Origin of the sequence: Streptomyces sp. WM6372 (genome assembly GCF_001279655.1) — a bacterium.
GTDB lineage: Bacteria > Actinomycetota > Actinomycetes > Streptomycetales > Streptomycetaceae > Streptomyces.
On record NZ_LGDB01000058.1, the window covers coordinates 54,284 to 80,756 of the forward strand.

Here is a 26,473-nt window from a genome sequence, read left to right on the forward strand (position 1 = left end):
CGCACCCGGCGCTCGGCGCGTTACGGTGACCCGGTGCCGAAGAACCAGAACACGTTCTCATCGCTGACGGCCCTGACCGCGCTGAACGCCCTGCGCCGCAGGCTCGCCAACCGCGCGGTCCACGCCGGCTGGCGCTGGATGCAGCAGGCCGGTGCGGTCACCGCGCAGACGCCCGGACGGCTGCGCTTCGGCGCGATCGGGCACGGCACCCGCCTCGCCTTCCCCCAGGGCACCGTCTTCGGAGAGCCGTGGATCCGCCTGGGCGAACACTGCATCATCGGGGAGCAGGTCACGCTGACCGCCGGGATGATGCCGGGGCTCGACCTCGGGACCGAGCCGGTGCTGGTCCTCGGCAACGGCGTGGTGCTCGGCCGGGACACCCACGTCATAGCCGACACCCGGATCACCATCGGCGACGACACCTTCTGCGGCCCCGGGGTGTACATCACCTCCACCAACCACAGTTACGACGATCCGCACGAGCCCGTCGGCAAGCAGTGGCCGCGCAGCGCCCCGGTGGAGGTGGGCCCGGGCTGCTGGCTCGGCACGGGCGCCGTGATCCTGCCGGGGGCGCGACTGGGCCGCAACGTGGTGGTGGCCGCGGGGGCCGTCGTACGGGGCGAGGTGCCGGACCACGCGGTGGTGGCCGGGGCGCCCGCGCGGATCGTCCGTCGGTGGCAGCCGGAGACGGGCTGGCAGCCGCCGCTGCGGACCCCGGCGCCGGTGCCGATCCCGGAAGGGGTGACGCCGGAGCAGCTGCGCGCGGTGGCCCTGCTGACGGAGGCCGAGCAGCCCTCGGCGGACCCGCGCTAGGGGGTCCTGACGCCCCTGGCCCGCTAGCCGGCGGCGAGCAGAACCGTTCCGGCGAGGGCCAGCCCGGCGCCGGCCGCCTGGACCGTCCGCAGCCGCTCCTTGAGGACGACGAAGGCGGCGAGCGCGGTGATCACCGGGTAGAGCGAGGACAGTACGGCGGCCACGGTCACCGGTCCGTGCTGGGCGGCCACGGAGTACGTGCCGTTCGCCGCGACGTCGGCCAGGCCGACGAAGGCCAGCGCGGGCAGCAGCCCCCACAGCATCCGCGGGCCCGTCCCCGCGGGCAGGGCCGGCGCGCCCCGCCGGGTCCGGACCCACAGGGCCGCGCCGCCCGCGGCCACGTTGGTGACCCGCTGGACGAACAGGGCGAGGAAGAGCCCGGTGACGCTGCTCGACGCCTGCGCGATCAGCGCCATCACCGCACCGAACCCGAAGGCCGCGGTCAGCGTCAGCACGACCGCCCGGCGCTGTACGGGCGCACCGCGCAGCTCCGGGCCGCCCGCGAGGACGATGCCCACGACGGCCACCGCGATCCCGGCGAATTGGCCGGGCCCGGGCCGCTCGCCCAGGGCCAGCCCGGCCGCGACGGGCACGACCACCCCCAGCGAGCCGAGCGGCGAGACCACGCCCATCGGCCCGAGCGCCAGCGCCTTGTAGAAGCTGAGCATGGCGACCGGCCCGACCAGGCCCGCCGCGACCGCGAACCACAGCTGGGGCCCTGCCTCCCGCCAGGCGCCCGTACCCAGCACGACCGCGCCCAGCGCGACGACGGCGAGGACCTGCGAGACCACGACCACCGTGAGCGCCGGCAGCCGGCGGGTCAGCAGCCCGCCGCCGAAGTCGGCGAGACCCCACAGCACGGCTGTGGCCAGGGCGAAGAGGGCGGTCATGACAGGGGCCTCGCAGTACGGAGCGGTGAACGGGGGAGTGCGGTGCGCAACACCCCGCACGGTAGTTCAGCCGCACCGTGCCACCGCGGACGGGCCGGTCAGAGCGCCGGGATCTCGATGGCGGGGCAGCGGTCCATCACCATGTCCAGGCCGGCCTCGCGGGTACGGGCGTAGGCCGCCTCGTCGATCACGTCGAGCTGGAACCAGACGGCGTCCGCCCCCGCGGCCACGGCCTCGTCGGCGACGGCCCCGGCCAGGTGGCTGTTCACGAAGACGTCCACCACGTCCACCTTGAACGGGATCTCCGCGAGCGAGGCGTACCCCTGCTCGCCGTGCACCGTCTCCGCCTTCGGGTGCACGGGGACGACCCGCTTGCCGAACCGCTGGAGCGTGCGGGCCACCCCGTAGGCCGCCCGGTCCCGGTTGTTGGACAGGCCCACCACGGCCCAGGTGTCGCCGAGCTCGGTGAGGATCTTGCGGATGGTTGCCGGGTCGCCGTACACGGTTGCCGCCTCCTGTTGCCTTCCGGACGCGGCCCGGCGATCCGGCCCGCATCCGTGATCAACCGAAAGGACGCATGTCCGATTCCCCGTAGGGTGGAGCGGTGAAGTCAGACCAGTACGTGACGGTGGCCCGTGAGGGCGTGCACGAGGCGGAGATCAACCGCTCTCGCTTCCTGTGTTCGCTCGCGCCCGCCGCGACGGAGCGGGAGGCGCAGGAGTTCATCGCGCGCGTCCGCAAGGAGCACCCCACCGCCACGCACAACTGCTTCGCCTACGTCATCGGCGCCGACGCCTCCGTCCAGAAGGCCAGCGACGACGGGGAGCCCGGCGGCACCGCCGGGGTGCCCATGCTCCAGATGCTGATGCGCCGCGACATCCGGTACGCGGTGGCCGTGGTGACCCGCTACTACGGCGGCGTGAAGCTCGGCGCCGGCGGCCTGATCCGGGCCTACGGCGGGGTCGTCGGCGAGGCCCTCGACGAGCTCGGCACCCTCACCCGCCGCCGCTACCGGCTGGCCACCGTCACCGTGGACCACCAGCGGGCCGGCAAGACCCAGAACGACCTGCGCTCCACCGGCCGCACCGTGGTGGACCTGCGCTACGGGGCCGCCGTCGAGATCGAGGTCGCCCTGCCCGAGGCGGACCTGCCCGCCTTCGAGGCCTGGCTCGCCGACAGTACGGCGGGCAGCGCCACCCTGACCCTCGGCGGGGAGACGTACGCGTCCTGAGGACGTGGCTCGGGGGCCCCGGTGACGCGTTAGCGTAGAGGGGCTCAGCGAGCGGGAGACGACCGGGACGACCAGGGGGACGGAAGAAACATGTGCGGAGAGACGTCCGGCGGGGCCGGCGAGTGAGGCTCCTGCACACCTCCGACTGGCATCTGGGGCGGTCCTTCCACCGCGTGAACCTGCTCGGAGCCCAGGCCGCCTTCATCGACCACCTGGTCGAGACCGTCCGCGAACACGAGGTCGACGCCGTCCTCGTCGCCGGCGACGTCTACGACCGGGCCGTGCCCCCGCTGCCCGCCGTCGAGCTGTACGACCGGGCCCTGCACCGGCTCGCTGACCTCGGCGTGCCCACCGTGATGATCTCCGGCAACCACGACTCGGCCCGCCGCCTCGGCGTCGGCGCCGGGCTGATCGGCCGGGCCGGGATCCACCTGAGGACCGACCCCGAGGGCTGCGCCGACCCCGTGGTGCTGGCCGACGTACACGGGGAGGTGGCGCTGTACGGACTGCCGTACCTGGAGCCCGCCCTGGTGAAGGACCGGTTCGCGGCGCCGAAGGTGAGCCACGAGGCCGTGCTGGGCGCGGCCATGGACCTGGTCCGGGCCGACCTCGCCGCCCGCGCCCCCGGCACCCGCTCCGTCGTCCTCGCCCACGCCTTCGTCACCGGCGGGCTGGCCAGCGACAGCGAGCGCGACATCGCCGTCGGCGGGGTCGAGGCCGTGCCCGCCTCCGTCTTCGAGGGGGTGGACTACGCCGCCCTCGGCCACCTCCACGGCTGCCAGACGATCAACGAACGGGTCCGCTACTCCGGTTCCCCGCTCGCCTACTCCTTCTCCGAGGCCGACCACCGCAAGACCATGTGGCTGGTCGACCTCGGCCCGGCCGGGGAGATCACCGCCGAGCGCGTCGACACCCCCGTGCCGCGCCCGCTCGCCCGGCTCCGGGGACGGCTCGACACCCTGCTGGAGGAGACCGCGTACGACGCGTACGAGGACTCCTGGATCGAGGCCACCCTCACGGACCCGGTCCGGCCCGAGGACCCCATGGCCAGGCTCGCCGCCCGCTTCCCGCACACCCTCAGCCTCGCCTTCGACCCCGAGGGCCGGGAGGAGTCCGGCGGGGCCTCGTACGCCCAGCGCCTCAAGGGGCGCAGCGACCAGGAGATCGCCGAGGACTTCGTCGCGCACGTGCGCGGCGGCGGGGTGGCGGACGAGGCCGAACGGGCCGTGCTCCAGGGCGCCTTCGAGGACGTACGGGCGGACGACAGCCGGCAGGAGACCCGCCGATGAGGCTGCACCGGCTCAGGATCACCGCCTTCGGCCCCTTCGCCGAACCCCAGGAGATCGACTTCGACGCGCTGTCCGGCGCCGGGATCTTCCTGCTCCACGGCCCCACCGGCGCGGGCAAGACCTCCGTCCTCGACGCCGTCTGCTACGCCCTGTACGGATCGGTGCCCGGCCCCCGCCAGGCCCCCGGCACCAGCCTGCGCAGCGACCACGCCGACGCCGGGACGCCCACCGAGGTCACCCTCGAACTCACCGCGGGCGGGCGGCGCCTGGAGATCACCCGGCGCCCCGAGCAGGACCGGCCCAAGAAGCGCGGCACGGGCACCACCAAGGACAAGGCGCAGAGCTGGCTGCGCGAGTACGACGGGGAACGCTGGCAGGCACTCAGCCGTTCCCATCAGGAGATCGGCGAGGAGATCGAGCAGCTGCTCGGCATGAGCCGCGAGCAGTTCTGCCAGGTCGTGCTGTTGCCGCAGGGCGAGTTCGCCAAGTTCCTGCGGGCCGACGAGGCGGCGCGGGGCCGGCTGCTGGGCCGGCTCTTCGACACCCGCCGCTTCGCCGCCGTCGAGGCGCTGCTCGCCGAGCGCCGCCGGGCCGCCGAGGCCAAGGTCCGCGCCGGCGACGAGAAGGTGCTCGGCACCGCCCAGCGGCTCGCCCAGGCCGCCGGGGACAGCGCCGACCTGCGGGCCTGGCCGCTGCCCGGGCACCAGCCGGGCGATCCCGGGCTGGCCGGGGCCGTCCGGGCCTGGGCCGCCGTCGCCCGCTGCGCCGCACGGGAGCGGCTGACGGTCGCCGAGTACGCGCTGGCCGCCGTGGAGGGCCGGCACGCCGCCGCCCGGCGGGCCGCCGAAGAGGCGCGGGAGCTCGACCGCCTCCAGCGCCGGCACGCCGAGACGGCCCGCCGCACCGCCCTGCTCGACGGGGCGGAGCCGGAGCGGTCGCGGGTCCGCGCCCTGCTGGACCGGGCCCGGCGGGGCGCCCTGGTGGCCCCCGCCCTGGAACTGCGCGGAGCCGCGTCGGCGGCCCACCTGTCCGCCGCCCACGCGGAGGCCGCCGCCCGCGAGCAACTCCCGCCGGCCCTCGCCGAGGCGGGCACCGAGCAGCTGTCCGCCGTCGAGCAGCGGCTGCGCGAGGACCTCGGCGCGCTCGGCGCCGCCCAGCGCGCCGAGCAGCGCAGCGCCGAGATCGGCCGCGAGCGGGCCACCCTGGAACGGGAGGCCCGCGACGCCGAGGAGCAGCTGCGGGACTCCGCCGACTGGCTCGCCCGCTGGGAGGCCACCCGGGCCGCGCTGGCCGAGCGGGTGGACGCCGCCCAGCAGGCCGCGACGCTGGCCGAGCAGCTCGCGGGACGGCTGGAGCCGGCCCGTCTGCACCTGAACGCCGCCCGGCGCCGGGATGCGCTGGACACCGACGCGCAGCGCGCCGAGGGCGAACTGCTCTCCGTGCGCGAGGAGTCGACCGCCGCCCGGGAGCGCTGGCTGGAGCTCAAGGAGGCCCGGCTGCGCGGGATCGCCGCCGAGCTCGCCGAGGCGCTGGTGGCGGGGGAGGCGTGCACGGTGTGCGGATCGGCGGAGCACCCCGCTCCGGCGCGCCCGGCCCCCGGACACGTGGACCGGGCCGCCGAGGACACCGCCCACGCCCGCTACGAGCAGGCCGAGGAGCGCCGGGCCGCCGTCGAGCGGAAACTCGCCGCCGTCCAGGAGGCGCGGGCCGAGGCCGCGGCGGCCGCCGGGGAGGCCACCACCGGGGAACTCCTCGCGCTGACCTCGGACCTGAGTTCCCGGCACGCCGCAGCCCATGCCGCGGCGGCCGGGCTGCACGCCGCCCGGGAGCGGCTGGCCGGCGCGGAGCGGGAGCACGCCGTACGCAGCTCCGACCGGCTCGACGCCGAACGCCGGGCCGCCGGCCGGGCCTCCCGGCGCGAGGCCTTGGACGGGGAGCAGGCCGCGCTGGAGACCGAGCTGGCCCTGGTCCGGGGGGACGCGCCCACGGTGGCGGCCCGCGCCCGGACCCTGGAGGACCGGGTCCGGATGGTCACCGGTGCCGCGGCCGCGCTGCGCCGGGCCGAGGACACCGCAGCCCGGCTCAAGGAGGCCGACGCCCAGCTCGCCGACGCCGCCTTCAAGGCCGGCTTCGACACCACCGAGGCCGCCGCCGACGCGGTCCTCCCGGACTACGAACGCACCGCTCTCCAACGGAGGATGGACGCCTGGCAGGCGGAGGAGGCCATGCTGGCGGACCGCCTCGGCGAGACCGACACCGCCCTCGCCGCGACGCTGCCCCCGGCCGCGCCCGATGCCGCCGAGGCGTACGAAGCCCGGGCCGCGGCGAAGCTCCGTACGGCGGGGTCGGCCGTGGACGCGGCCCGGGTGCGCTGCGCGGAGCTGGACCGGCTCTCCCGGCAGGCGGAGCAGGAGCTGCGCGCGCTGGGCCCGCTGCGCGAGGCGTACGACCGGGTGGCCCGCCTCGCCGGGCTCACGGCGGGCACCTCCGCCGACAACGAGCGCAAGATGCGGCTGGAGGCGTACGTCCTGGCAGCCCGCCTGGAGCAGGTCGCGGCCGCCGCGACGGTACGGCTCCTGCGGATGTCCGGCGGCCGCTACACGCTCGTCCACTCCGACGCCAAGGCGAGCGGACGCGGGCGTTCGGGCCTCGGGCTGCACGTGGTGGACGCCTGGACCGGCAGCGAGCGGGACACGGCCACGCTGTCGGGCGGTGAGACCTTCTTCGCCTCGCTAGCCCTGGCCCTCGGCCTGGCCGACGTGGTCACCGACGAGGCGGGCGGCATGCGCCTGGACACCCTGTTCATCGACGAGGGCTTCGGCAGCCTCGACGACCAGGCGCTCGACGAGGTGCTCGACGTACTGGACTCGCTGCGCGAACGGGACCGCAGCGTCGGCATCGTGAGTCACGTCGCCGACCTGCGGACCCGCGTCCAGGCCCAATTGGAGATCGTCAAGCAGCGCGGCGGCTCGGTGGTCCGCCACCGCACGGCGTCCCTCACGGACTGAGCACGGTGAGAACGTCCCTCACGGACTGAGCACGGTGAACGCGTCCCTCACGGACTGAGCGGGCGGCGGGACAGCGGTGAGGAGTACACGATGCTGGTGGTGACGGAGCCGAGGCCCGCGATCCGGCCCGCGACCTCCTCCAGATGGCCCATCGAGCGGGTGGCGACCTTGAGCACGAAGCAGTCGTCGCCCGTGACGTGGTGGGCCTCCAGGATCTCCGGGGTCGCCTCCAGCAGGTCGTGGAACGGCTTGTAGTTGCCGTGCGGATAGCGCAGCCGGACCAGCGCCAGGATGGACTTGCCCAGCTTCTCCGCGTCCACCACGGCGGTGTACCCGGTGATCACGCCCGCCTCCTCCAGACGGCGCACCCGCTCGGTGACCGCGCTCGCGGACATCGAGACGGCGCGCGCGAGATCGGCGAAGCTGGCCCGCCCGTCCTCTTGGAGGGCCGTCAGAATGCGCCAGTCGGTGGCGTCAGGGGAATAGTCGGTCATGAGGCAGGTGTAGCAGGGGAATCCCCGGCCGAACAAGGGGAAGGCCGGGGAAAGACACTTCCCGGGATGATCAGCGGCTCGTAGATTCAGAGCCATGACGACGACACAGAACAGCGCCGCCCCGGCCGCCGCCCCCGCTCCCGCCACCAACCCCGTGCTCCGGGTGCCCCCGGCCGCCCCGGCCGCGGCCGCCGCCTACTTCGCCGCGAGCCTCGCCTTCCACGCGGACGTGTCCGATGTCGCCGCCGCCTTCAAGGCCCACCGCGAGCAGGGCGCCGAGCTCGGCTTCCAGCTGGTCGACTCCCGCTCCACCCCGGCCTGGGACCAGGCCCACGTGCCGGGTGCGCTCCACCTGCCGACCGCCCTCATCCCCGAGCAGGCCGAGCGGCTCCTCGACAAGAGCCTTCCCGTGGTCACGTACTGCTGGGGCCCCGGCTGCAACGGGGGCGCCCGCTCCGCGCTCGCCCTGGCCCAGCTCGGCTTCCAGGTCAAGGAGATGCTCGGCGGCATCGAGTACTGGATCCGCGAGGGCTTCGAGGTCGAGACCTGGCAGGGCGGCCGGCAGCGCGCCGAGGCGGACCCGCTGACCGCGCCGACCGACTCCGACGACTGCGGCTGCTGACCGTCCGCTTTCGGCCAGGAATGCCGTACGGGCCGCCCGCTCCCTCGCGAGGGAAACGGGCGGCCCGTACGCGTGACCGCGGTCGGTCAGAGCTTCGACAGTTCGTCCACCAGATCGTCCAGGCCCAGCGAGCCCTGCGACAGCGCCGCCATGTGCCACGCCTTCAGGTCGAAGGAGTCGCCGTGCGCGGCGCGGGCGTTGTCCCGTCCGAGCAGCCAGGCCCGCTCGCCCAGCTTGTAGCCGATCGCCTGTCCCGGCATCGACAGGTAGCGGGTCACCTCGCTGTCGATGAAGTCCGCCGGCCGGCCGCTGTGCAGGCCGAAGAACTCCTGCGCCAGGTCCACCGTCCAGCGCTCGCCCGGGTGGAACGGCGAGTCCGCCGGGATGTCCAGGCCCAGGTGCATGCCGATGTCCACGATGACGCGCGCGGCGCGCATCATCTGGCAGTCCAGGTAGCCCAGGCGCTGCTCGGCGTCCTTGAGGTAACCCAGCTCGTCCATCAGGCGCTCCGCATACAGCGCCCAGCCCTCGACGTTGGCGCTGACGAGGCCGACGCTGGCCTGGTAGCGGGAGAGCTGGTCCGCGACGTGCGCCCACTGCGCGAGCTGGAGGTGGTGGCCCGGAACGCCCTCGTGGTACCAGGTGGAGACCAGGTCGTACAACGGGAAGCGGGTCTGGCCCATCGTCGGCAGCCAGGTGCGCCCCGGGCGGGAGAAGTCCTCCGAGGGGTTCGTGTAGTACGGGGCCGCCGCGCCGCCCGGCGGGGCGATCATGGACTCCACCCGCTTCACGCGCTCGGCGAGCTCGAAGTGGGTGCCGTCGAGGTTCTCGATGGCCTCGTCCATGATGCCCTGGAGCCAGGCCCGGACCTCGTCGACGCCCTCGATGTGCGTGCCGTGCTCGTCGAGGTGGGCCAGCGCCTCCCAAGGACCCGCGCCCGGCAGGATCTTGGCGGCCTCGGCGTTCATCTCGGCGAGCAGCCGGTGGTACTCCGACCAGCCGTAGGCGTACGCCTCGTCCAGGTCCAGGTCCGTGCCGTTGAAGTACCGCGACCAGCGGGCGTAGCGCTCGCGGCCCACCGGGTCCGGCGCGTCCGCGACGGCGGGGGCGTACACGTCGCGCATCCAGTCGCGGAGTCCGGCGACGGCCGCGGTGGCTCCGGCGGCCGCCTCCTCCAGCCCGGCGCGCAGCGCCTCCGGGCCGCGGGACGCGAGTTCGCCGAAGAAGTCCGCGCCGCCGCTCTCCGCTCCGTCGCCGTCCTCGCCCGCCCAGGTGGTGAGCTGGTCGATGAAGGTGGCGGTGGCGCGCGGGCCCCCGTACAGGCCGCGTTCCAGGCCGAGTCCGAGGCTCTCGCGGTAGCCCGCGAGGGCGGCGGGGACCGCGCGCAAGCGCTCGGCGATCGCGGCCCAGTCCTCGTCCGTGTCGGACGGGGTCAGGGTGAAGACGTCGCGGACGGCGTGCGCGGGCGAGTGGATGTTGCTGACGGTCCGCAGGTCCTCGTCCGCCTCGTACACCGCGAGTTCGGCGTTCAGGCGCTCGCGCAGGAGGCGGCCGCAGCGGCGCTCGGCGTCGCTGTCCGCGCCGGGCAGCCGCTCGGCGGCGTCGAGGCGGGCGAGGGTGGCACGGGACAGGTCGGCGGCGGCCGCACGGCCGGCGGGCGAGAAGTCCGGGAGCCGGCTGGAGCACGCGGCGACACCGAGATAGGTGCCCGCGATCGGATCGATGGCAATGAGGTCGTCGACGTATGCGTCGGCGACCTGGCGGGGCAGCCGGGAGGCGCTGTCGCTGCGAAGGGTCTCTGACATGCGGCCATCTTCGTACGTGGGACGGCCCCGCGTCATCACCGTTCGCTTTCAGCCTCCTGACGTGCACGGGAGCGGCGGAGCGGTGGTACCGCTCCCGTGCGGTCAACGGCGTGCGTCCGGGGGCGATTTCACGCCACTCGAAGCGATCCCGGTGGACGGGTCCAGCACGGGTGCTGCCGGCCTTACGGCTGCTGCGCGCGCGGGAGCTCGTAAGCGACCCGGGAGGCGACCGGCGTCGCGTCCAGCCGGGCCGTGATCACCAGGGTGCCCTCCTCGATCTGGTAGTCGAGGGGGAGACCGAGGCCGCGCATGGCCGCGACCATGCCGGTGTTGGAGGACTGGGTGACGGCGTACACGCTGTCGCAGCCGGCCTCCACGGCCAGCGCGATCAGGCGGCCCAGAAGTTCGGAGCCGATCCCGCGGCGCTGCCAGTCGTCCTCGATCAGGAGCGCGACCTCGGTCTCGTCCCCGTCCCACAGCAGGTGGCCGAGGGCGACGAGCTTGCCGGACGCGGTGGTGGCGGCGAGCGTACGGCCGAACCGGGGGCTCAGCAGGTGGCCGAGGTAGCGGTCGGCGTCGGCGACGGGCCCGTGGTAGCGCAGGCCCAGGGTGCGCTCGGAGCAGCGGTCGTGCATCGCGCGGGCGGCGGCGAGATCGGAGCCGTCGGCGCGGCGGACGGTGATCTCGTTGCCCTCGGGCAGGGTCAGCACGTCCTGGCTGCGCGGCACGCGCGGGCCGAGTCGGGCGTCGAGTTCGACGAGGGCGCGGGCGCGGGCGAACTCGGTCGGGGTGAAGGGCAGGTAGGGGCGCTCCACGGTGATGGCACCGCCCGAGGGGTCGCGCAGCCGCATCACCGTCGCCTCCAGGACGCCCTCGACCGGGGCGTCGGCGCCCGCGTTGGGGCGGCCGGAGAGGGTGGTGGCCGGGATCGAGTGGATGGTGCAGCGGCCGAGCAGCTGGCGCAGGGCGAGGGGCAGCTCGGCGGCGTCCAGGGCGGTGCGGGTGGCCAGGCCCAGGACCCGGGTCGGGGTGTCGACCAGGTCGTGCGCGTCGGCGCGTTCGATCCAGGTGCTGTGGCCGCCGGCCCCGGCGATGGCGCGCGAGAGGTCGGCGGCGGCCAGCTGCTGCGGGGAGCGCAGCAGGAACTCGTCGACGGTGCCGCCCTCGGGGAGCGGGTGGGTCTGGAGGGTCAGGATGTCCACGCCGTGGTGGGCGAGCGCGCTGCAGATCGCGGCCAGGCTGCCGGGCTCGTCCCGTACGGTCGTCCGCATCCGCCACAGGGAGGTCGTGGCGGCGGTCGCGCTCTCGGATGTGGACCCCGATGCGGACGTGGCCGCGGTCGTACCGGGGGCCGGATCGGAGGGCGCTGTACTCGACGGCGGCGGTGCATGGCTGTGGCGGCGTGCCCACCAGGTGTGGAACGCGGTCGTGACGAGGAGCGCGACGGCCGAGGCGATGAGCAGGACCGGGCCGTGGGGGCCGTGCGCGACGAGATTGGCGATGCCGTCGGCGACCGCGACGGCGCAGAACAGCGCGGCCAGTTCGACGAGGTCGCGGCGCCAGTGGTGGCGGTGGTGGCGGTGGGCGGGGGCGTGGTTGCGTTCAGTCATGCATGCCACTGTGACGCAGGGGTGTTGCGTGATCACGAACGATCTGTGTCCGACTGGTTAAGTGTCCGTCTGGCCGATTTCGCCCGGTTTTTCGAGAGGGGCGTGGGCATCCGGAAGCCGCAGCGGCGGGGCGGGGCCGGGTCCGGGGTGGCGGAGTTCCGGGCTCCGGACGGTCGGCGCCGGGGTTCAGGAGACCCCGGCGCCTGCGGTGGTTACTGGCCCACGCGTCCGGGCTGGAGCGAGGTCGTGAAGAGTACGCCGCCCCCCTGGCGCCGCAACCGGACGGTGAGCTCCCCGCACTCGCCGTCGATCTCGACCTCCCCGTAGTAAGGGGGGTTCTCGGACGGTGACATGTTGGCGAGCGGTGCCGACTGGACGTAGGCGGTCTCGGGGCCGAAGGTGGCGTCGAGCTTCCCGGCGGGGAACCCGCCCGCGCCGATGGGACCGGAGACGAACTCCCAGAACGGCGCGAAGTCGGTGAAGGCGGCCCGTTCGGGGGCGTAGTGGTTCGCGGCCGTGTAGTGCACGTCGGCGGTGAGCCAGAGGGTGCCCGTGATGCGCTGGTGCTTGATGTGGCGCAGGAGTTCGGCGATCTGGAGCTCGCGGCCGAGCGGGGCGCCCGGGTCGCCCTGGGCGACGGCCTCGAAGTTCTCGGCGCCGTCGGGTACGACGATGCCCAGCGGCATGTCGGAGGCGATGACCTTCCACGTGGCGCGGGAGCGCGACAGCTCGCGCTTGAGCCAGGCCAGCTGTTCCCCGCCGAGGATGCCGATCGGGTCCACGCTCTGGCGGCCGGGGGAGTTGGCGTCGCGGTAGGTGCGCATGTCGAGGACGAAGACGTCGAGCAGCGGCCCGTACCGCATCACCCGGTACATGCGGCCCTCGGCGCGGCCGCCGCGGAGGTCGGTGACCGGGAAGTACTCGCCGAAGGCCTGGCGGGCGCGGCCGGCGAGGGTGTCGACGTCGCGCACGGTGTAGCGGGGGTCGTCGATCACCTGCCCGGGGTACCAGTTGTTGCGCACCTCGTGGTCGTCCCACTGGGCGAGGACCGGCACCTGGGCGTTGAAGTCGCGCAGGTTGCGATCGAGCAGGTTGTAGCGGAAGTTCCCGCGGAACTCGGCGAGGGTCTCGGCGACCTTCGCCTTCTCCTCGGTGGTGATGTTGCGCCAGACGCTGCCGTCGTGCAGGGGGACGGAGGCCTGGATCGGCCCGTCGGCGTAGATGGTGTCCCCGCTGAAGAGGAAGAAGTCGGGGTCGCGCTGGCGCATCTCGTCGAAGACGCGGTAGCCGCCGAGGTCCGGGTTGATGCCCCAGCCCTGGCCCGCGAGGTCCCCCGACCACAGGAAGCGCACGTTGTGGCGGCGCGAGACGGGGCTGGTCCGGAAGGTGCCGCGGACCGGCTCGCCCGTGCGGCGCGGGTCGTCCGGGTCGGCCAGGACCACCCGGTAGTGGATCTGCTGCCCGGGCGGCAGGTCGCGCAGGGTGGTGGTGCCGGTGAAGTCGGTGGCGGGGCCGAGGAACGGGCCGCCGTGCCGCCGGACGCCGTAGCGGAACGACTCGCTCGGGGAGGTCTCGACGTACATCCGCGCCGGCCGGTCGGAGCGCGTCCAGACGGTGGCCGAGTGCGCGGTGATCTCACCGGACTGGGTGCCCCACGAGGCGCTCGGGCGCCCGGAGCGGGTGAACGCCGCGGCGGTGGCGGGCGCGGCGAAGGCGGGCGCGGCGAGCGCGCCGGACAGGGCAAGGCCCACAGGAACGGCGAGTGAACCGCCGAGCAGGGACCGTCGGGTGTGCGGCATCGGTGCCATCGGAGCGTCTCCAGGGGCCGGCGGGGACGGGTCGGACCAGTGTGCCGTCGCACACCGGCCCGCCCGCGTCGCCCAACCGAACCGTGGATGAACAGCCGTCAGCGGCTCAGGCCGATTGGCCGGTTGTGGCGCGCACCGTGTCCAGAACCACGCGGGAGACTAGCGCCGGGTCGTCGTTCATGGGTACGTGGCCGCATCCGCGGAGCCGGATCAGCCGCGCGTCGGGGACCGTGTGCTTGGCGCGTACGCCCTGGCGGGGCAGGAGCAGCCGGTCGCGCGAGCCCCAGGCGATGGTGACCGGCAGGCCGGGCACGTCCGAGGTGAACCGCACGGAGCGGCCGGCGGCGAGGGTCTCCTCGAAGCCGGTGGCCTCGCGCAAGGCGAGGGTCTCGGCGACCACGGCCTCGGGCGACCGGCGGGCCGGGTGCGCGTAGATGGTGCCGGTGAGCGCGGCCCGGCCGGCGGCGCTGTGCGAGAGCCGCTCCAGTGTGGAGTGGGGGAGCGTGAGCGCGCCGACGCGCATCGCGCGCAGGGTCGCGAAGGCGTACCTGCGTTCGGCCTCGGTCCAGAACCCGGCGGGGGACAGGGCGGTGACCGAGCGGACCAGGTTGCTGCGGCCCATTTCCAGGGCGAGGAGCCCGCCGAGGGAGTTGCCGACGACGTGCGGGCGCTCGACGCCGAGGGCCGTGCAGAGCGCGCCGAGTGCGGGGACGAAGGTGCCCAGGTCGTACGGGATCCCCTCGGGCAGCGGCTCCGAGACGCCGAAGCCGGGCAGGTCGACGGCGATGACGTCGTGCTCGGCGGCCAGGATGTCGGTCACCGGGTGCCAGGCCTGGAGGTGGTGGCCGATGCCGTGCAGCAGGAGAAGCGGTGCGCCGGCGCCCTTGCGCTCGTAGGCGACGGTGGCGGTGCGGGGGCCCAGCGGCGATTCGATCGGGAAGGAGACCGTGGCGGTCATGCAGCTCCTCGTCGGGTGGACGCGACCGCTCGACCGGTGGAGACGCGATCGGGTGGACGCGTGTGAGACAGGCTGTCAGTAATGACTAACGCCATGATTACCGCCCGGTAGCCCGGCGGGACAAGCCCTGGGCGCGTGTCGGGGGAGCGAGAACATCGCATGAACGGCTTGATACGTATGCCCGATGTGCCCGGTAAAGGGGTGAGGATTGGTCTTGACCAAGGGGGTGCGCCGTCCTATCGTCGCAGGGATAGTGCAGGAACCTTTAATAAACAAGGGCGCGGAACTGCCGCTGGAACACGGCGATTGCAGCGATGGCAGGAGGAGTCAGGGTGGGGACCACGCAGCTCGAAACGGTGCCGGAGCCTAAGTACTGGCACCTCAAGACCGTCCTCAGCGAAGCGCTCGACCAGGACTTCGCGGTCGGCGAGGTCCTGCCAAACGAGCGTGAGCTCGCCGCCCGTTTCGGAGTCGCCCGCGCGACCCTGCGCCAGGCCCTGGAGCAGCTCGAACTCGAAGGACGGCTGCAGCGCCGCCGCGGGGTCGGTACCACCGTGGCCCCGCCGCGGGTCGGGGTGGCCGTCGGCAGCACGGGGCAGGGCTGGCCCGGCGAGAGCGTCGACGGCTGGGAGGTCGTGGACGCGGACGTGGCCGACGCCGCCCTGCCGTCCGCCGCCGTCCTGAAGCTCCTCGGCGGCGCCGGCGCCGCCGACCAGCCCGTGCACACCGTGCGCCGGACCCGGGTCTCCCACGGGCAGGCCGTCGCCGCCGAGCTGCTGTACGTGCCGGCCGCTTCCGTGCCCGGACTCTCCGCCATCGACGCCCCGGCCGGACCGGCCCGCGCCCGGGCCGTGTTGCGCGAGCTGCAGCGGCTCGCCCTGGACGGGCAGGACCGCTCGGTGGAGCTCGGCTCCGCGCGTGCCGACGACGCCAAGGAACTCGACCGGCTGCCGGGTGCGCCGGTGCTCGTGGTTACCACGCGGTACTTCACCGCCGCGGGCACGGCCGCCGTCTCGGTCGCCACGTACCGCGCCGACACCTGCCGCCTGACCTTCGGCGACTCGGGCGACGTGGAGATAACGCACGAAGCCCGCGTCGCCTCCTGACCCCCTCGGCCCACGCGCAACGCGAACGGCCCCACCCGACACGCGCCGGGGTGGGGCCGTTCGCGTTGACGGCGTGCGGCGGGGTCAGCGGCGGCGGGTCGTGACCGTCTTCTCCACCGCGAAGAGTTCTTCCTCCACGTGGTCCAGCGCCAGGCGCAGGGCTCCGGTGGCCACCGCAGCCTCGCCGAGCAGGGACTGCGCCACCCGCGGGGGGCGCAGGCAGTAGCGCTCCAGTTCGCGGCGCAGAGGGTCCAGGACGCCGGCCAGGCCGGCCGCCCAGCCGCCGACCACGACGAGCTCCGGATCCATGGCCAGGACCAGCGCCGCCACGTCGTGCACCAGCCGCTGGATGAAGCGCTCCACCGCGGCCACGGCCCGCTCGTCGCCCCGGCGGGCCATCGTGAAGACCTCGGCGACCGCCTGCTCGTCCAGCGGGTGCAGCGGTTCGCCGGTCGTGGACAGCAGTTTCTCGGGCGTGACGTCGCGGCCCAGCAGGTGCAGGGCGCCGATCTCGCCGGCCGCCCCGCCGAAGCCGCGGTGCAGCCGCCCGCCGATCAGTGATCCCGCGCCGGGGCTGAGCCCCGCCATCACGAACACCATGTCGTCGGTGTCCTGCGCGGCGCCCTTCCAGTGCTCGGCGACCGCGGCCGCGTTGGCGTCGTTCTCCACCTGTACCGGGCAACGGAACGAGCGCCTCAGCCGCTCGCCGAGGGGCAGTCCGGTCCAGCCCGGCAGGGCCGTGCCCAGGCGTACGGTGCCGTCCGCCTCCACGATCCCGGGGCTGCCGACGCCGACCGCCCGCAGGGAGTCCCGCGGTACGCCGGCCCGCCGCAGCAGATCGGCCACCGCCGCCCGTACCCGCTCCAGCCGTTCGTCGGCGGACGCCGTCTCGGCGACCTCCTTCGTGCCGGCGCCGATCACCCGCCCGTCCAGCCCGGACAGCAGTACCGCGATCCGGTGCGAGCCGATCTCGATGCCGAGCAGATGCCCCGCCTCGGCCCGGAACCGGTAGCGCCTGGCCGGCCGGCCCTGGCGCCGCGCACCCTCCTCCGCGCCGGCCTCGACGACGAGCCCGGTCCCGATCAGCCCCTCGACCACGCCTTCGACGGTCGGCCGGGACAGTCCGGTCACCCGGGTGAGGTCGGTGAGGGTCGGCGATTGGGCCGCCCGCAGTGCACGCAGCACCACGGCCGAATTGATCCGCCGGAGCAGAGAGGGATCCCCGCCGGTCAGCTGCCCCAACGTGTGTCCTCCCAGCTAGCGAGCTTGTCTGCCGGATCGTACTGTGCCCCCGGGGCGGCTGCGAGACGCAGCCCCCCATCGGCCGGAACCGGCTCCTCCCCTCAGGCCGGGGCGACGAATCCCGACTCGTACGCGGTGATCACCGCCTGGGTCCGGTCCCGTGCCCCCAGCTTGCCCAGAATCGCGCTCACATGGGACTTCACCGTCTCCGTGCCGACGATCAGCTCCTTGGCGATCTCGACGTTCGTCAGCCCGCGCGCCATCGCCCGCAGCACCGCTTCCTCCCGCTCGGTCAGGGCGGCCCGCTTCAGCACCGCCCGCGCCTGCCGGTTCCCGTACTCCGCGGCCAGTGCCCGCACGGCCGCCGGGAACAGCAGCGTGTCGCCCTCGGCCACCAGCCGCACCGCGTGCACGATCTCGGAGGGGCGGGCCCGCTTCAGCAGGAACCCGTCCGCCCCGGCCCGCAGCGCCTGGTACACGTACTCGTCGTTCTCGAACGTGGTCACCACGAGGATCTTCGGCGGGGAATCCACGGTCCGCAGCACGGCCCGCGTCGCCTCGATCCCGTCGAGGAGCGGCATCCGCACGTCCATGGCCACCACGTCCGGCCTCAGCTGCCGCACGAGCGGGACGACGGAGGCCCCGTCGGCCGCCTCACCCACCACCTCGATGTCGGGCTGGGCATCCAGGACGGCACGCAGACCCGCGCGCACCAGGGGCTCGTCATCGACGAGCAGAACGGTAACCGGCATCCGGTCAGCGTATTCGCTCCAGCGGAAGCCGTGCGCGCACCCTCCAACTGCCCTCGAACGGCCCGGTCTCGGCCTCCCCGCCGAGCAGCGCGGCGCGCTCCCGCATCCCGCGCAGCCCGCTCCCGCCGCCGGGGATGAAGGCAGGCCCCTCCGGCAGCGGGTTCGTGACCTCCATGTCCAGCCTGCCGACGGCCATCTCCACCCGGACCCGGACCGGTACTGGCCCGCAGTGCCGCAGCACGTTCGTGAGCGCCTCCTGAAGGATCCGGTAGCCCTCCCGGGTGACCGGCCCCGGCAACTGATCCAACGGTCCCGTCAGTTGCGCGTCGACTTCCGACCCCGACGCCCGGGCCGACTCCAGCAGCCGGTCGGCCTCGGCGAGCGTCGGCCGCTGGGAGACGGGCTGCGCCGACTCCCGCAGGACCAGCAGGACCCGTTCCAGGTCCTCCAGCGCGGTCCGGCCCGTTTCCTCGATCGCGCTCAGCGCCCGGTCGGTGAACTCGGGGTTGCCGGCGGCCCGGGCCGCCCCCGCCTGCACCACGGCCACCGTCAGGGCGTGTCCGATCGAGTCGTGCAGCTCCCGCGCGATGCGGGTGCGCTCCAACAGCTGCTCGGTACGGGCCTCCAGGGCGGTGAGCCGCTCGGCGGCCGAAGGCCCCAGCAGCCGGCGTGCGACCGCGGTGACCAGCTCGCCCAGCAGCACCACTATGGCGAGGAGAAGGACCAGTGGCACCGGGACGAGCAGCGCCGCGGCCCAACGCGGCGGAACAAAGGGGACCATGAGGTCCGAGTCGAGCGGGTGCCCGAGCGCCGCCGCGACCAGTTCGACGGTCACCACCGGGAGCCATACGGTCGCGGCCATGGCGGCGAGCGCGATGACGAGCCGTGCCTCGAGCCACAGCAGCGTCCGCCACCGGTCACCCCACCGCGCCGACGGCGCGGCACTGATGCCGCTGTCGAGGTCGCCGCGGTCGTGCGGCGTGAGCAGGAACCGCGCCTGCAGCCCCTCGGCCAGCCGCACCCAGGGCACCAGGCCGAACGGTATGACGATGACCAACGGCATCCACGGCCACGCCGGCTCTATGAACATCCACAGGGCCAGCAGCAGCACGGGCACGCACAGATGCAACCAGCGCGAGTAGGTCACCGGTTGGAGTGGGGCACGGAGCAGTCGGTACATGCCCCCATCGTGGCAGTGACCGGCCCGGACACGTCTCCCCCACGTGGGGGAGACGGCACCCTCGCATGGGGGAGGAAGGGGGGTGGGGCCGGCGGCGAATCTTGAGCCATGAACAGCATCGAGATCCGAGAACTGACCAAGGAATACGGCCGCACCCGGGCCGTGGACCACCTCACCTTCGATGTCCTTCCCGGGCGGGTCACCGGATTCCTCGGCCCCAACGGCGCCGGCAAGTCCACCACGATGCGCCTGCTGCTGGGCCTGGACCGGGTCACCTCCGGGACGGCCACGATCGGCGGGGCCCGGTTCACCGACTTCCCCGACCCTCTGCACCGGGTCGGCGCGCTCCTGGACGCCCAGGCGGCCCACGGCGGGCGCACCGCCCGGGACCACCTCCGCTTCCTCGCCGCCGCCAACCGCATCCCGGTGCGCCGCGTCGAAGAGGTACTGGAGCAGGCGGGGATCGCCTCGGCGGCCAAGCGACGGATCAAGACCTTCTCGCTCGGCATGCGCCAGCGCCTCGGCATAGCGGCCGCGCTGCTGGGAGATCCCGCGGTGCTGCTCCTGGACGAGCCCACCAACGGGCTCGACCCCGAAGGCATCATCTGGATCCGCGAGCTGATGAGGGGCCTCGCCGCCGAGGGCCGCACCGTGCTCGTCTCCAGCCATCTGATGTCCGAGACCGCGGCGCTCGCCGACCACCTGGTCGTGCTGGGGCAGGGCAGGCTGCTGGCCGACTCCTCCATGGAGGAGTTCATCGAGGCCCGCAGCACCCCGAAGGTGCGCTTGCGCACCTCGGATCCGGTCCGGCTCCGGGCGGCCCTGGCCCGGGACGGCTTCGAGATGGCGAGCGCCGACGACGGGCGCTGGACGGTGGAGGGCATACGGGCCGAGCAGCTCGGAGGCATGGCCGCCCGCGAGGGCATCCCCGTGCTGGAACTCTCCGACGAACGCGCCTCGCTGGAGCAGGCCTACCTCGACCTCACCGCCGATCACGCCCAGTTCGCCGCCACCCACTGACTTTCCCCAAGACCCGAGGAGACTTCGCCATGAGCGCCGCTCAGCCCACCGTCCCCGTCCTGCACTCGGAATGGATCAAGATACGTTCCCTTCGCGGCACGTTCTGGGCGCTGATCGCCATATTCCTGGCCAGCGCCGGGATACAGGCTCTGGCATCTGCCGCCGTAGGCGAGGCCGAGGCCGGCAGCATGGGGGAGGACCCGCTTCTCGGCGCCTTCTACGGCATCAACTTCGGCCAGATAGCGGCGTTCACCTTCGGGGCGAGCGCGCTGTCCGCCGAGTTCCACAACGGCGCCCTGCGCACGTCGCTGACCGCGGTGCCGAGCCGTACGCGCTTCTACCTGTCGAAGATCGCCATGGTGGGCGTACTCGCCTTCCTGATGGGCCAGGTCACCGGGCTGCTCACCTTCGTCCTGGGCCAGGCGTTCATGGGTCAGCACGCGATGTCGCTGGGGGACCCGGGCGCGCTCCGCGCTGTCTTCGGCAGCGGTGCGTACCTCACGCTCATGGCCCTGTTCGCGGCCGGACTGACGGCGGTGCTGCGCAGTGCGGCGGTCGTGCTGAGCGTGCTCATACCCTTCGTCGTGATGGTGCCGTTCATCATCGGCCAGGCCGCGGGCAGTGTCGCCGAGTTCCTGCCGGACCAGGCGGGACAGCTCGTCATGCACCTGGAGTCCGGCGGTCGGCTCGGTCCCTGGAGCGGCCTCGGGGTGCTGGCGCTGTGGGCGGCGGCCGCGCTGGCCGGCGGCTGGCTGGCGGTGCGCCGGCGGGACGCGTGACGACGGGCCAGTTGTCAGACCTCGACGCGATACTGACGGCATGACCACGGCAGAGCATCTCGACACGATCGACCGGCTCCGGACGCGTGCTTTCCCCGACGTCCGGGGCAGGTCCGAAGTGGGCACCAGCGGGCCCGGCTACCACCTCGCGGAGCTGGGCGGCAGCCGGTGGTACGGGGACGAGGACGCGGCCGATCGCCTGGCGCACGAGGACCAGGTGTCCGCGGAGTTCGAGGCCCTGGCCCAGCGGCTGGAGGAGCGCTGGGGCAAGCCCGACCGGTTCACGCTCGACAGCCTGCGGTTGCGGACGGAGGCCGGGGAGGCGGAGCAGCCGTGGCAGGAGATCGGCGACACCAGCGACCACCTCCACCTCTGGCGGGTCGGGAACCGCTGGGTCGCCGTCTACGAGGCCCGCTGGGGGGCCGACCACTCACCGCAGCTGATGGCCGCGGTGACCGTGATCGACCCGCCCTAGGACTCCGGGTTCGGCTCGGGAGCGTGCCGGGCAGCCGACTCGGCGGCCGTGCGGAGGCGGGCGTACTCCTGGGCCATGGACTCCGCGGTCCAGTGGGCGTTGAGGCCGCTCGGGTTGGGAAGCGCCCAGATGCGGGTGGAGCCGATGGTCCGGTCCTGGGGTCCGATCTGCGCCTTCCGCTCGTCGAAGGCCGTGCGGTAGGCGGTGACTCCGACGACCGCCAGCCACTGGGGGCGCAGCAGTTCCACCTTGGCGGTCAGGATGCGGCCGCCCTCGCGGAACTCCTCGGCGCTCAGCTCGTCGGCCCTGGCCGTGGCGCGGGCGACGACGTTGGTGATGCCGAGCCGGTAGGTCAGCAGCTCCTCCTGCTCCGCGGGATCCAGGCGGCGCGGGGTGAAGCCGGACAGGTGCAGGACGGGCCAGAAACGATTGCCGGGGCGGGCGAAGTGATGGCCCGTCGCGGCGGAGAGGAGACCCGGATTGATTCCGCAGAACAGCACACGCAGACCGCCCGCGACCACGTCCGGGAGGACGCGGTCACGGGCGGCGCTCAGCTCCTCGGGGGTCAGAGGATCGACCCCGGCGCGTACCCGGCGGCCTCCGGGTGCTGCTTGGCGATCGCCTCGATGCGGGAGACCACCGCGGCCACCTGGTCACCGGCCGCGCCCGTGAAGGACAGCTTGTCGGCCATCAGGGCGTCGAGCTGGGCCCGGTCCAGCGGCATCCGCTCGTCGGCCGCCAGCTTGTCCAGCAGCTCGTTGCGCTCGGCGCCCTGCTCGCGCATGGCGAGCGCGGAGGCCACCGCGTGCTCCTTGATGACCTCGTGGGCGGCCTCGCGGCCGACGCCCGCCCGCACCGCGCCCATCAGGACCTTGGTGGTCGCGAGGAACGGCAGGTAGCGGTCGAGCTCGCGGGCCACGACGGCCGGGAAGGCGCCGAACTCGTCGAGGACCGTCAGGAAGGTCTCCAGCAGGCCGTCGAACGCGAAGAACGCGTCGGGCAGGGCCACCCGGCGGACCACGGAGCAGGACACGTCGCCCTCGTTCCACTGGTCGCCGGCCAGCTCGCCGGTCATCGAGGCGTAGCCGCGCAGGATGACCATCAGGCCGTTGACGCGCTCGCAGGAGCGGGTGTTCATCTTGTGCGGCATCGCGGAGGAGCCGACCTGGCCGGGCTTGAAGCCCTCGGTGACCAGCTCGTGGCCGGCCATGAGGCGGATCGTCTTCGCGATCGACGAGGGGGCGGCGGCCAGCTGCACCAGGGCGGTGACCACGTCGTAGTCGAGCGAGCGCGGGTAGACCTGGCCGACGGAGGTGAAGGCCTGGGCGAAGCCGAGGTGGGTGGCGATCCGCTGCTCCAGGTCGGCCAGCTTGGCGGCGTCGCCGCCCAGCAGGTCGAGCATGTCCTGGGCGGTGCCGACCGGGCCCTTGATCCCGCGCAGCGGGTAGCGGCCGAGCAGGTTCTCCAGCCGGTCGTAGGCGACCAGCAGCTCGTCGGCCGCCGTGGCGAAGCGCTTGCCCAGGGTCGTCGCCTGCGCGGCGACGTTGTGGGAGCGGCCGGCCATGACCAGCTCGGCGTGCTCGCCGGCCAGCTTGCCGAGACGGGCGAGGACGGCGACCGTACGGTCGCGGGCCAGCTCCAGCGAGAGCCGGATCTGGAGCTGCTCGACGTTCTCGGTGAGGTCGCGCGAGGTCATGCCCTTGTGGACGTGCTCGTGGCCGGCGAGGGCGTTGAACTCCTCGATACGGGCCTTCACGTCGTGCCGGGTGACCTTCTCGCGCTCGGCGATGGAGGCGAGGTCGACCGTCTCCAGGACGCGCTCGTAGTCGGCGAGGGCGGCGTCCGGGACCTCGATGCCGAGGTCCTTCTGGGCGCGGAGCACGGCGAGCCACAGCCGCCGCTCCAGCGTCACCTTGTACTCGGGGGACCACAGGACGGCGAGCTCCGCGGAGGCGTAGCGGCCGGCCAGGACATTGGGGATGCGGGGCTTGGCTGTCACGTGTAGGGATTCTACTTGGGCCGCAGCTGTGCGTTTACGCAGGTAGGGACCCCACCCCGGATTGTGCCTTGCTACGAGAGCGGCTCGCCTGCGGTGGCCTCGTACGGGAGTAGCTCCGGGCGCTTGGCCGGGCGGCCGTCCCCGGACGAGCGGCCCGTCAGCCGGCGGCCGACCCACGGCAGCAGGTGCTGCCGGGCGAAGCTCAGGTCCTGGGACCGGCGCACGGCCCAGCCCGGCGGCACCGCCGCCGCGAGCTCGGCGCGCCAGTCCTGCTCGGGCGGCAGGCCCAGCGTCTGCCAGACCGCCTCGGCCACCCGGCGGTGGCCCTCGGCCGTCAGGTGCAGCCGGTCCACGTCCCACATGCGGGGATCGGCCAGCACCCCGGCCCCGTACAGGTCCACGACCAGGGCCCCGTGCCGTGCGGCCAGCTCCTCGATGATGCCGAAGAGTTCCTCCATGCGCGGCCGGAAGCGGTCCATCACCGGCCCGTTGCGTCCCGGCGAGCGCATCAGCACCAGCGTCTTGCACGTGGGGGCCAGCAGCCCCACGGCGTCCTCCAGGTGCCCGCGCACCCGGCCCATGTCGACCTTCGGACGCAGCGCGTCGTTCAGACCGCCGACCAGCGTCACCACGTCCGCGCCCATGGCCGCCGCGACCGGGGCCTGGTCCTCGGCGATCTGCCCGATCAGCTTCCCGCGGACCGCGAGGTTCGCGTAGCGGAAGCCGGGCTCGCGCGCCGCGAGGCGGGCGGCCAGCAGATCGGCCCAGCCGCGGTAGGAGCCGTCGGTCAGCAGGTCGGACATGCCTTCGGTGAAGGAGTCGCCGACCGCGACGAAACTGGTGTAAGACGCATTCATCTCCATGGCGCAGCGATGCTACCGCGCGGTACCCCGGCCGTGGAGGGCCGGGGCACCACCGCGGTGGCAGCCGCGTCAGGCGGAGGCCGGCCTGCCGAACAGCTCGCGCAGCACGTCCTCCATCGTGACGAGGCCCGTCATCGCCCCACCCGAGCCCATGACCGCCGCCAGATGGGTCCGGCTGCGCCGCATCGCGGTCAGCACGTCGTCCAGCGGGGTCTCCGCCCGTACCTGGGCGATCGGACGCAGCGCGGAGGCCGGGAACGGCTGGTCCCGCTCCGGCCCGTCCGCGTCGAGGGCGTCCTTGACGTGCAGGTACCCGAGGATCCCGGCCTGGGCGTCGATCACCGGGAAGCGGGAGTACCCGGACTCGGCGGACAGGTGCTGGAGGGCCGTCGGCGTGACGCCCTCCCGGGCCACGACGACCCGGTCCAGCGGCAGCACCACGTCCGTGACCGGCCGCCGCCCCAGCTCCAGGGCGTCGTGGAGCCGCTCGCTCGCCCGGTCGTCGATCAGTCCCGCGTCGCTGGAGTCCTTCACGATCCGGGCCAGCTCGTCGTCCGAGAACGTCGCCGCGACCTCGTCCTTCACCTCCACCCGCAGCAGCCGCAGCAGGAGGTTGGCGAAGGCGTTGATCGCGAAGATCACCGGCCTCAGCGCCCGGGTCAGGGTCACCAGCGGCGGCCCGAGCAGCAGCGCGGTGCGCACCGGCTCGGACAGCGCCACGTTCTTCGGCACCATCTCGCCGAAGAGCATGTGCAGGTACGTCGCCAGCGCCAGCGCCACCACGAACGAGATCACGTGGCTCAGCCCCGAGGGCACTCCGACGAGGTCGAACAGCGGGGTCAGCAGGTGCGCGATGGCCGGCTCGGCCACCACGCCCAGCACCAGGGTGCACAGCGTGATGCCCAGCTGGGCCGCCGCCATCAGCGCCGACACGTGTTCCAGCGCCCACAGCACGGCGCGGGCCCGCCGGTCGCCCTGCTCGGCGTACGGCTCGATCTGGCTGCGCCGCACCGAGATCAGCGCGAACTCGGCGCCGACGAAGAAGGCGTTGACGACCAGGGTCGCCAGGCCGATCAGCAATTGGAGCACGGTCATCGCGCTCCCTCCCCACCCTTGTCCGACGGCTCCTGCCCCGGCTCGGCCGGCGCGTGCAGCAGCACCCGCGCGGCCCGCCGGCCACTGGCGTCCTCCACGTCGAGCCGCCAGCCGGCCAGCTCCATCGCGTCGCCGACGGCCGGGATCCGGCCCAGCTCGGTCGCTATCAGCCCGGCGAGGGTCTCGTACGGGCCGTCCGGCACGCGCAGTCCGATCCGCTCCAGCTGGTCGGTGCGCACGGCGCCGTCGGCCGAGTAGAGGAGGCGCCCGGAGGCGTCCGTACCGGCCGGGGCCAGGTCCGAGGTCTCGTGCGGGTCGTGCTCGTCGCGCACCTCGCCGACGACCTCCTCGACGATGTCCTCCAGGGTCACCACGCCGGCCGTGCCGCCGTACTCGTCGATCACCACGGCCATCGTCTGGCGGCCGGACAACAGGTCCAGCAGCCGGTCCACGGTCAGCGACTCCGGTACCAGCAGCGGATCGCGCAGCAGCCGCGAGACGGGGCGGCGGTGCCGCTCCTCGGCGGGCAGGGCGAGCACGTCCTTGATGTGGACGGTTCCGACGACGGTGTCGAGGCTCCCGCGGTAGACGGGGAAGCGCGACAGGCCGGTCGCGAGCGTCGCGTTCGCCACGTCCTCGGCGGTGGTCTGCACGTCGAGGGCCGTGACCTGGACCCGCGGGGTCATGACGTTCTCCGCGGTCAGGTCGGCCAGGTTCAGCGTCCGTACGAAGAGCTCGGCGGTGTCCTTCTCCAGCGCGCCCGCCTTCGCGGAGTGCCGGGCCAGCGCCACCAGCTCCTGCGGGGTGCGGGCGGAGGCCAGCTCCTCGGCCGGCTCCATGCCGAGCCGGCGGACCATGTGGTTCGCCGTGGTGTTCAGGTGGCTGATGAACGGCCGGAAGGTACGGCTGAAGACCCGCTGCGTGGTGGCCACGCGCTTGGCGATGGCCAGCGGGGAGGAGATCGCCCAGTTCTTGGGGACCAGCTCGCCGACGACCATCAGGACGATGGTCGACAGTACGGTGCCCAGGATCAGGGCGGTGGAGGAGGCGGCGCCGGGAGACAACCCCATCGCCTCGAAGGGGCCCTGGAGCAGGGCGGCGATCGAGGGCTTCGAGATCATGCCGATGACCAGGCCGGTCACCGTGATGCCGAGCTGGGCGCCGGAGAGCTGGAACGTGAGGCTCCGGACGGCCGCCAGGGCGCTCTCCGCCCCGCGCTCGCCGCGCTCGGCGGCCTGTTCGAGCTCACTGCGCTCGACGGTGGTCAGCGAGAACTCCGCCGCGACGAAGGCCCCGCAGGCAAGGCAGAGCAGCAGCGCCACGAGGAGCAGGAGCACTTCGGTCATCGGTCCGTCACCTCCGTCCCATGATCGGCCAGGAGGAGGGGTATCGCGCGATGTCGGGTACTGGGGGGCTCGCCCATGGGCGGACTCT

General features: G+C 73.6%; 24 protein-coding genes. 9 read left to right on the plus strand and 15 right to left on the minus strand.

The features are described from left to right. Positions 1-33 precede the first annotated feature (33 nt). The gene (locus ADK52_RS06915) at positions 34-813 is read left to right on the plus strand and encodes an acyltransferase (protein ID WP_053688948.1); all 780 of its coding nucleotides are present in this window, start codon (positions 34-36) and stop codon (positions 811-813) included. Positions 814-836: 23 nt separating this feature from the next. Here ADK52_RS06915 and ADK52_RS06920 read toward each other — a convergent pair whose 3' ends face one another. Together ADK52_RS06920 and ADK52_RS06925 are read right to left on the minus strand one after the other, a co-directional pair. Continuing rightward, positions 837-1,703 (minus strand): DMT family transporter, encoded by an 867-nt coding sequence (locus tag ADK52_RS06920; RefSeq protein WP_053688878.1) that lies wholly within the window; start codon positions 1,701-1,703, stop codon positions 837-839. Between the two features lie 98 nt (positions 1,704-1,801). After that, positions 1,802-2,206, minus strand: coding sequence for a CoA-binding protein (locus ADK52_RS06925; protein ID WP_053688879.1), 405 nt, complete (start codon positions 2,204-2,206; stop codon positions 1,802-1,804). A gap of 101 nt (positions 2,207-2,307) precedes the next feature. Between ADK52_RS06925 and ADK52_RS06930 the strand changes: the two genes are divergently transcribed. The 3 genes from ADK52_RS06930 to ADK52_RS06940 all read left to right on the plus strand — a co-directional run bounded on the left by ADK52_RS06930 (position 2,308) and on the right by ADK52_RS06940 (position 7,231). Beyond that, complete coding sequence (locus tag ADK52_RS06930) at positions 2,308-2,934, plus strand: YigZ family protein (RefSeq protein WP_053688880.1); 627 nt, start codon at positions 2,308-2,310, stop codon at positions 2,932-2,934. Positions 2,935-3,056: 122 nt separating this feature from the next. After that, on the plus strand, positions 3,057-4,223 hold the full coding sequence (locus ADK52_RS06935) for an exonuclease SbcCD subunit D (RefSeq protein WP_053688881.1): 1,167 nt from the start codon (positions 3,057-3,059) through the stop codon (positions 4,221-4,223). Further along, on the plus strand, positions 4,220-7,231 hold the full coding sequence (locus ADK52_RS06940) for an AAA family ATPase (protein WP_053688882.1): 3,012 nt from the start codon (positions 4,220-4,222) through the stop codon (positions 7,229-7,231). Before ADK52_RS06935 ends, ADK52_RS06940 begins: the two co-directional genes overlap by 4 nt. 47 nt (positions 7,232-7,278) lie before the next feature. Here the strand turns inward: ADK52_RS06940 and ADK52_RS06945 are convergent, their stop codons facing one another. After that, positions 7,279-7,725, minus strand: a complete 447-nt coding sequence (locus ADK52_RS06945; protein WP_053688949.1) for an Lrp/AsnC family transcriptional regulator — start codon at positions 7,723-7,725, stop codon at positions 7,279-7,281. Positions 7,726-7,819: 94 nt separating this feature from the next. On the opposite strand from ADK52_RS06945, the gene ADK52_RS06950 reads away from it, so the two are divergent. After that, positions 7,820-8,347, plus strand: a complete 528-nt coding sequence (locus ADK52_RS06950; RefSeq protein ID WP_053688883.1) for a rhodanese-like domain-containing protein — start codon at positions 7,820-7,822, stop codon at positions 8,345-8,347. Between the two features lie 86 nt (positions 8,348-8,433). On the opposite strand, the gene ADK52_RS06955 is transcribed toward ADK52_RS06950, so the two are convergent. From ADK52_RS06955 to ADK52_RS06970, 4 genes are all read right to left on the minus strand, one after another. Further along, complete coding sequence (locus ADK52_RS06955; protein ID WP_053688884.1) at positions 8,434-10,152, minus strand: DUF885 domain-containing protein; 1,719 nt, start codon at positions 10,150-10,152, stop codon at positions 8,434-8,436. A gap of 182 nt (positions 10,153-10,334) precedes the next feature. Continuing rightward, positions 10,335-11,762 carry a GNAT family N-acetyltransferase gene (locus tag ADK52_RS06960; RefSeq protein WP_053688885.1) on the minus strand — a complete coding sequence of 476 codons (1,428 nt, stop codon included), beginning with the start codon at positions 11,760-11,762 and terminating at the stop codon, positions 10,335-10,337. Between the two features lie 212 nt (positions 11,763-11,974). Next, positions 11,975-13,570, minus strand: coding sequence for an alkaline phosphatase D family protein (locus tag ADK52_RS06965; protein ID WP_420714812.1), 1,596 nt, complete (start codon positions 13,568-13,570; stop codon positions 11,975-11,977). 106 nt (positions 13,571-13,676) lie between these two features. After that, a complete protein-coding gene (locus tag ADK52_RS06970) occupies positions 13,677-14,528 on the minus strand; it encodes an alpha/beta fold hydrolase (RefSeq protein ID WP_053688886.1) in 852 nt (283 codons plus the stop codon). Between the two features lie 332 nt (positions 14,529-14,860). Between ADK52_RS06970 and ADK52_RS06975 the strand changes: the two genes are divergently transcribed. Beyond that, on the plus strand, positions 14,861-15,634 hold the full coding sequence (locus ADK52_RS06975; RefSeq protein WP_053688887.1) for a GntR family transcriptional regulator: 774 nt from the start codon (positions 14,861-14,863) through the stop codon (positions 15,632-15,634). Positions 15,635-15,718: 84 nt separating this feature from the next. On the opposite strand, the gene ADK52_RS06980 is transcribed toward ADK52_RS06975, so the two are convergent. The 3 genes from ADK52_RS06980 to ADK52_RS06990 all read right to left on the minus strand — a co-directional run bounded on the left by ADK52_RS06980 (position 15,719) and on the right by ADK52_RS06990 (position 18,808). Further along, positions 15,719-16,876: an ROK family transcriptional regulator gene (locus tag ADK52_RS06980; protein WP_053688888.1), complete on the minus strand. Its 1,158-nt coding sequence runs from the start codon at positions 16,874-16,876 to the stop codon at positions 15,719-15,721. Positions 16,877-16,977: 101 nt separating this feature from the next. Next, positions 16,978-17,628: a response regulator transcription factor gene (locus ADK52_RS06985; RefSeq protein ID WP_053688889.1), complete on the minus strand. Its 651-nt coding sequence runs from the start codon at positions 17,626-17,628 to the stop codon at positions 16,978-16,980. A gap of 4 nt (positions 17,629-17,632) precedes the next feature. Next, complete coding sequence (locus ADK52_RS06990) at positions 17,633-18,808, minus strand: sensor histidine kinase (RefSeq protein ID WP_053688890.1); 1,176 nt, start codon at positions 18,806-18,808, stop codon at positions 17,633-17,635. A 108-nt stretch (positions 18,809-18,916) separates the two neighbouring features. Here ADK52_RS06990 and ADK52_RS06995 point away from each other — a divergent pair, with 108 nt between their 5' ends. Genes ADK52_RS06995 through ADK52_RS07005 form a run of 3 tightly spaced genes read left to right on the plus strand, consistent with a single transcriptional unit; the run spans position 18,917 to position 21,082 of the window. After that, entirely contained in the window at positions 18,917-19,828 is a 912-nt protein-coding gene (locus tag ADK52_RS06995) for an ABC transporter ATP-binding protein (RefSeq protein ID WP_053688891.1), read from the plus strand. 29 nt (positions 19,829-19,857) lie between these two features. Further along, complete coding sequence (locus tag ADK52_RS07000) at positions 19,858-20,607, plus strand: ABC transporter permease (RefSeq protein ID WP_053688892.1); 750 nt, start codon at positions 19,858-19,860, stop codon at positions 20,605-20,607. A gap of 40 nt (positions 20,608-20,647) precedes the next feature. Beyond that, on the plus strand, positions 20,648-21,082 hold the full coding sequence (locus tag ADK52_RS07005) for a hypothetical protein (RefSeq protein ID WP_053688893.1): 435 nt from the start codon (positions 20,648-20,650) through the stop codon (positions 21,080-21,082). Here the strand turns inward: ADK52_RS07005 and mug are convergent. The 5 genes from mug to ADK52_RS07030 form a co-directional block, all read right to left on the minus strand. Continuing rightward, complete coding sequence (mug, locus tag ADK52_RS07010; protein ID WP_053688894.1) at positions 21,079-21,651, minus strand: G/U mismatch-specific DNA glycosylase; 573 nt, start codon at positions 21,649-21,651, stop codon at positions 21,079-21,081. The genes ADK52_RS07005 and mug overlap by 4 nt on opposite strands. Then, entirely contained in the window at positions 21,648-23,081 is a 1,434-nt protein-coding gene (purB, locus tag ADK52_RS07015; RefSeq protein WP_053688895.1) for an adenylosuccinate lyase, read from the minus strand. Before purB ends, mug begins: the two co-directional genes overlap by 4 nt. Positions 23,082-23,152: 71 nt before the next feature. Then, complete coding sequence (locus ADK52_RS07020; RefSeq protein WP_053688896.1) at positions 23,153-23,944, minus strand: SGNH/GDSL hydrolase family protein; 792 nt, start codon at positions 23,942-23,944, stop codon at positions 23,153-23,155. Between the two features lie 69 nt (positions 23,945-24,013). After that, positions 24,014-25,039, minus strand: coding sequence for a hemolysin family protein (locus tag ADK52_RS07025; RefSeq protein ID WP_053688897.1), 1,026 nt, complete (start codon positions 25,037-25,039; stop codon positions 24,014-24,016). Beyond that, complete coding sequence (locus ADK52_RS07030) at positions 25,036-26,385, minus strand: hemolysin family protein (RefSeq protein WP_053688898.1); 1,350 nt, start codon at positions 26,383-26,385, stop codon at positions 25,036-25,038. The genes ADK52_RS07025 and ADK52_RS07030 overlap by 4 nt, the downstream gene beginning before the upstream one ends. Between the last annotated feature and the right edge of the window lie 88 nt (positions 26,386-26,473).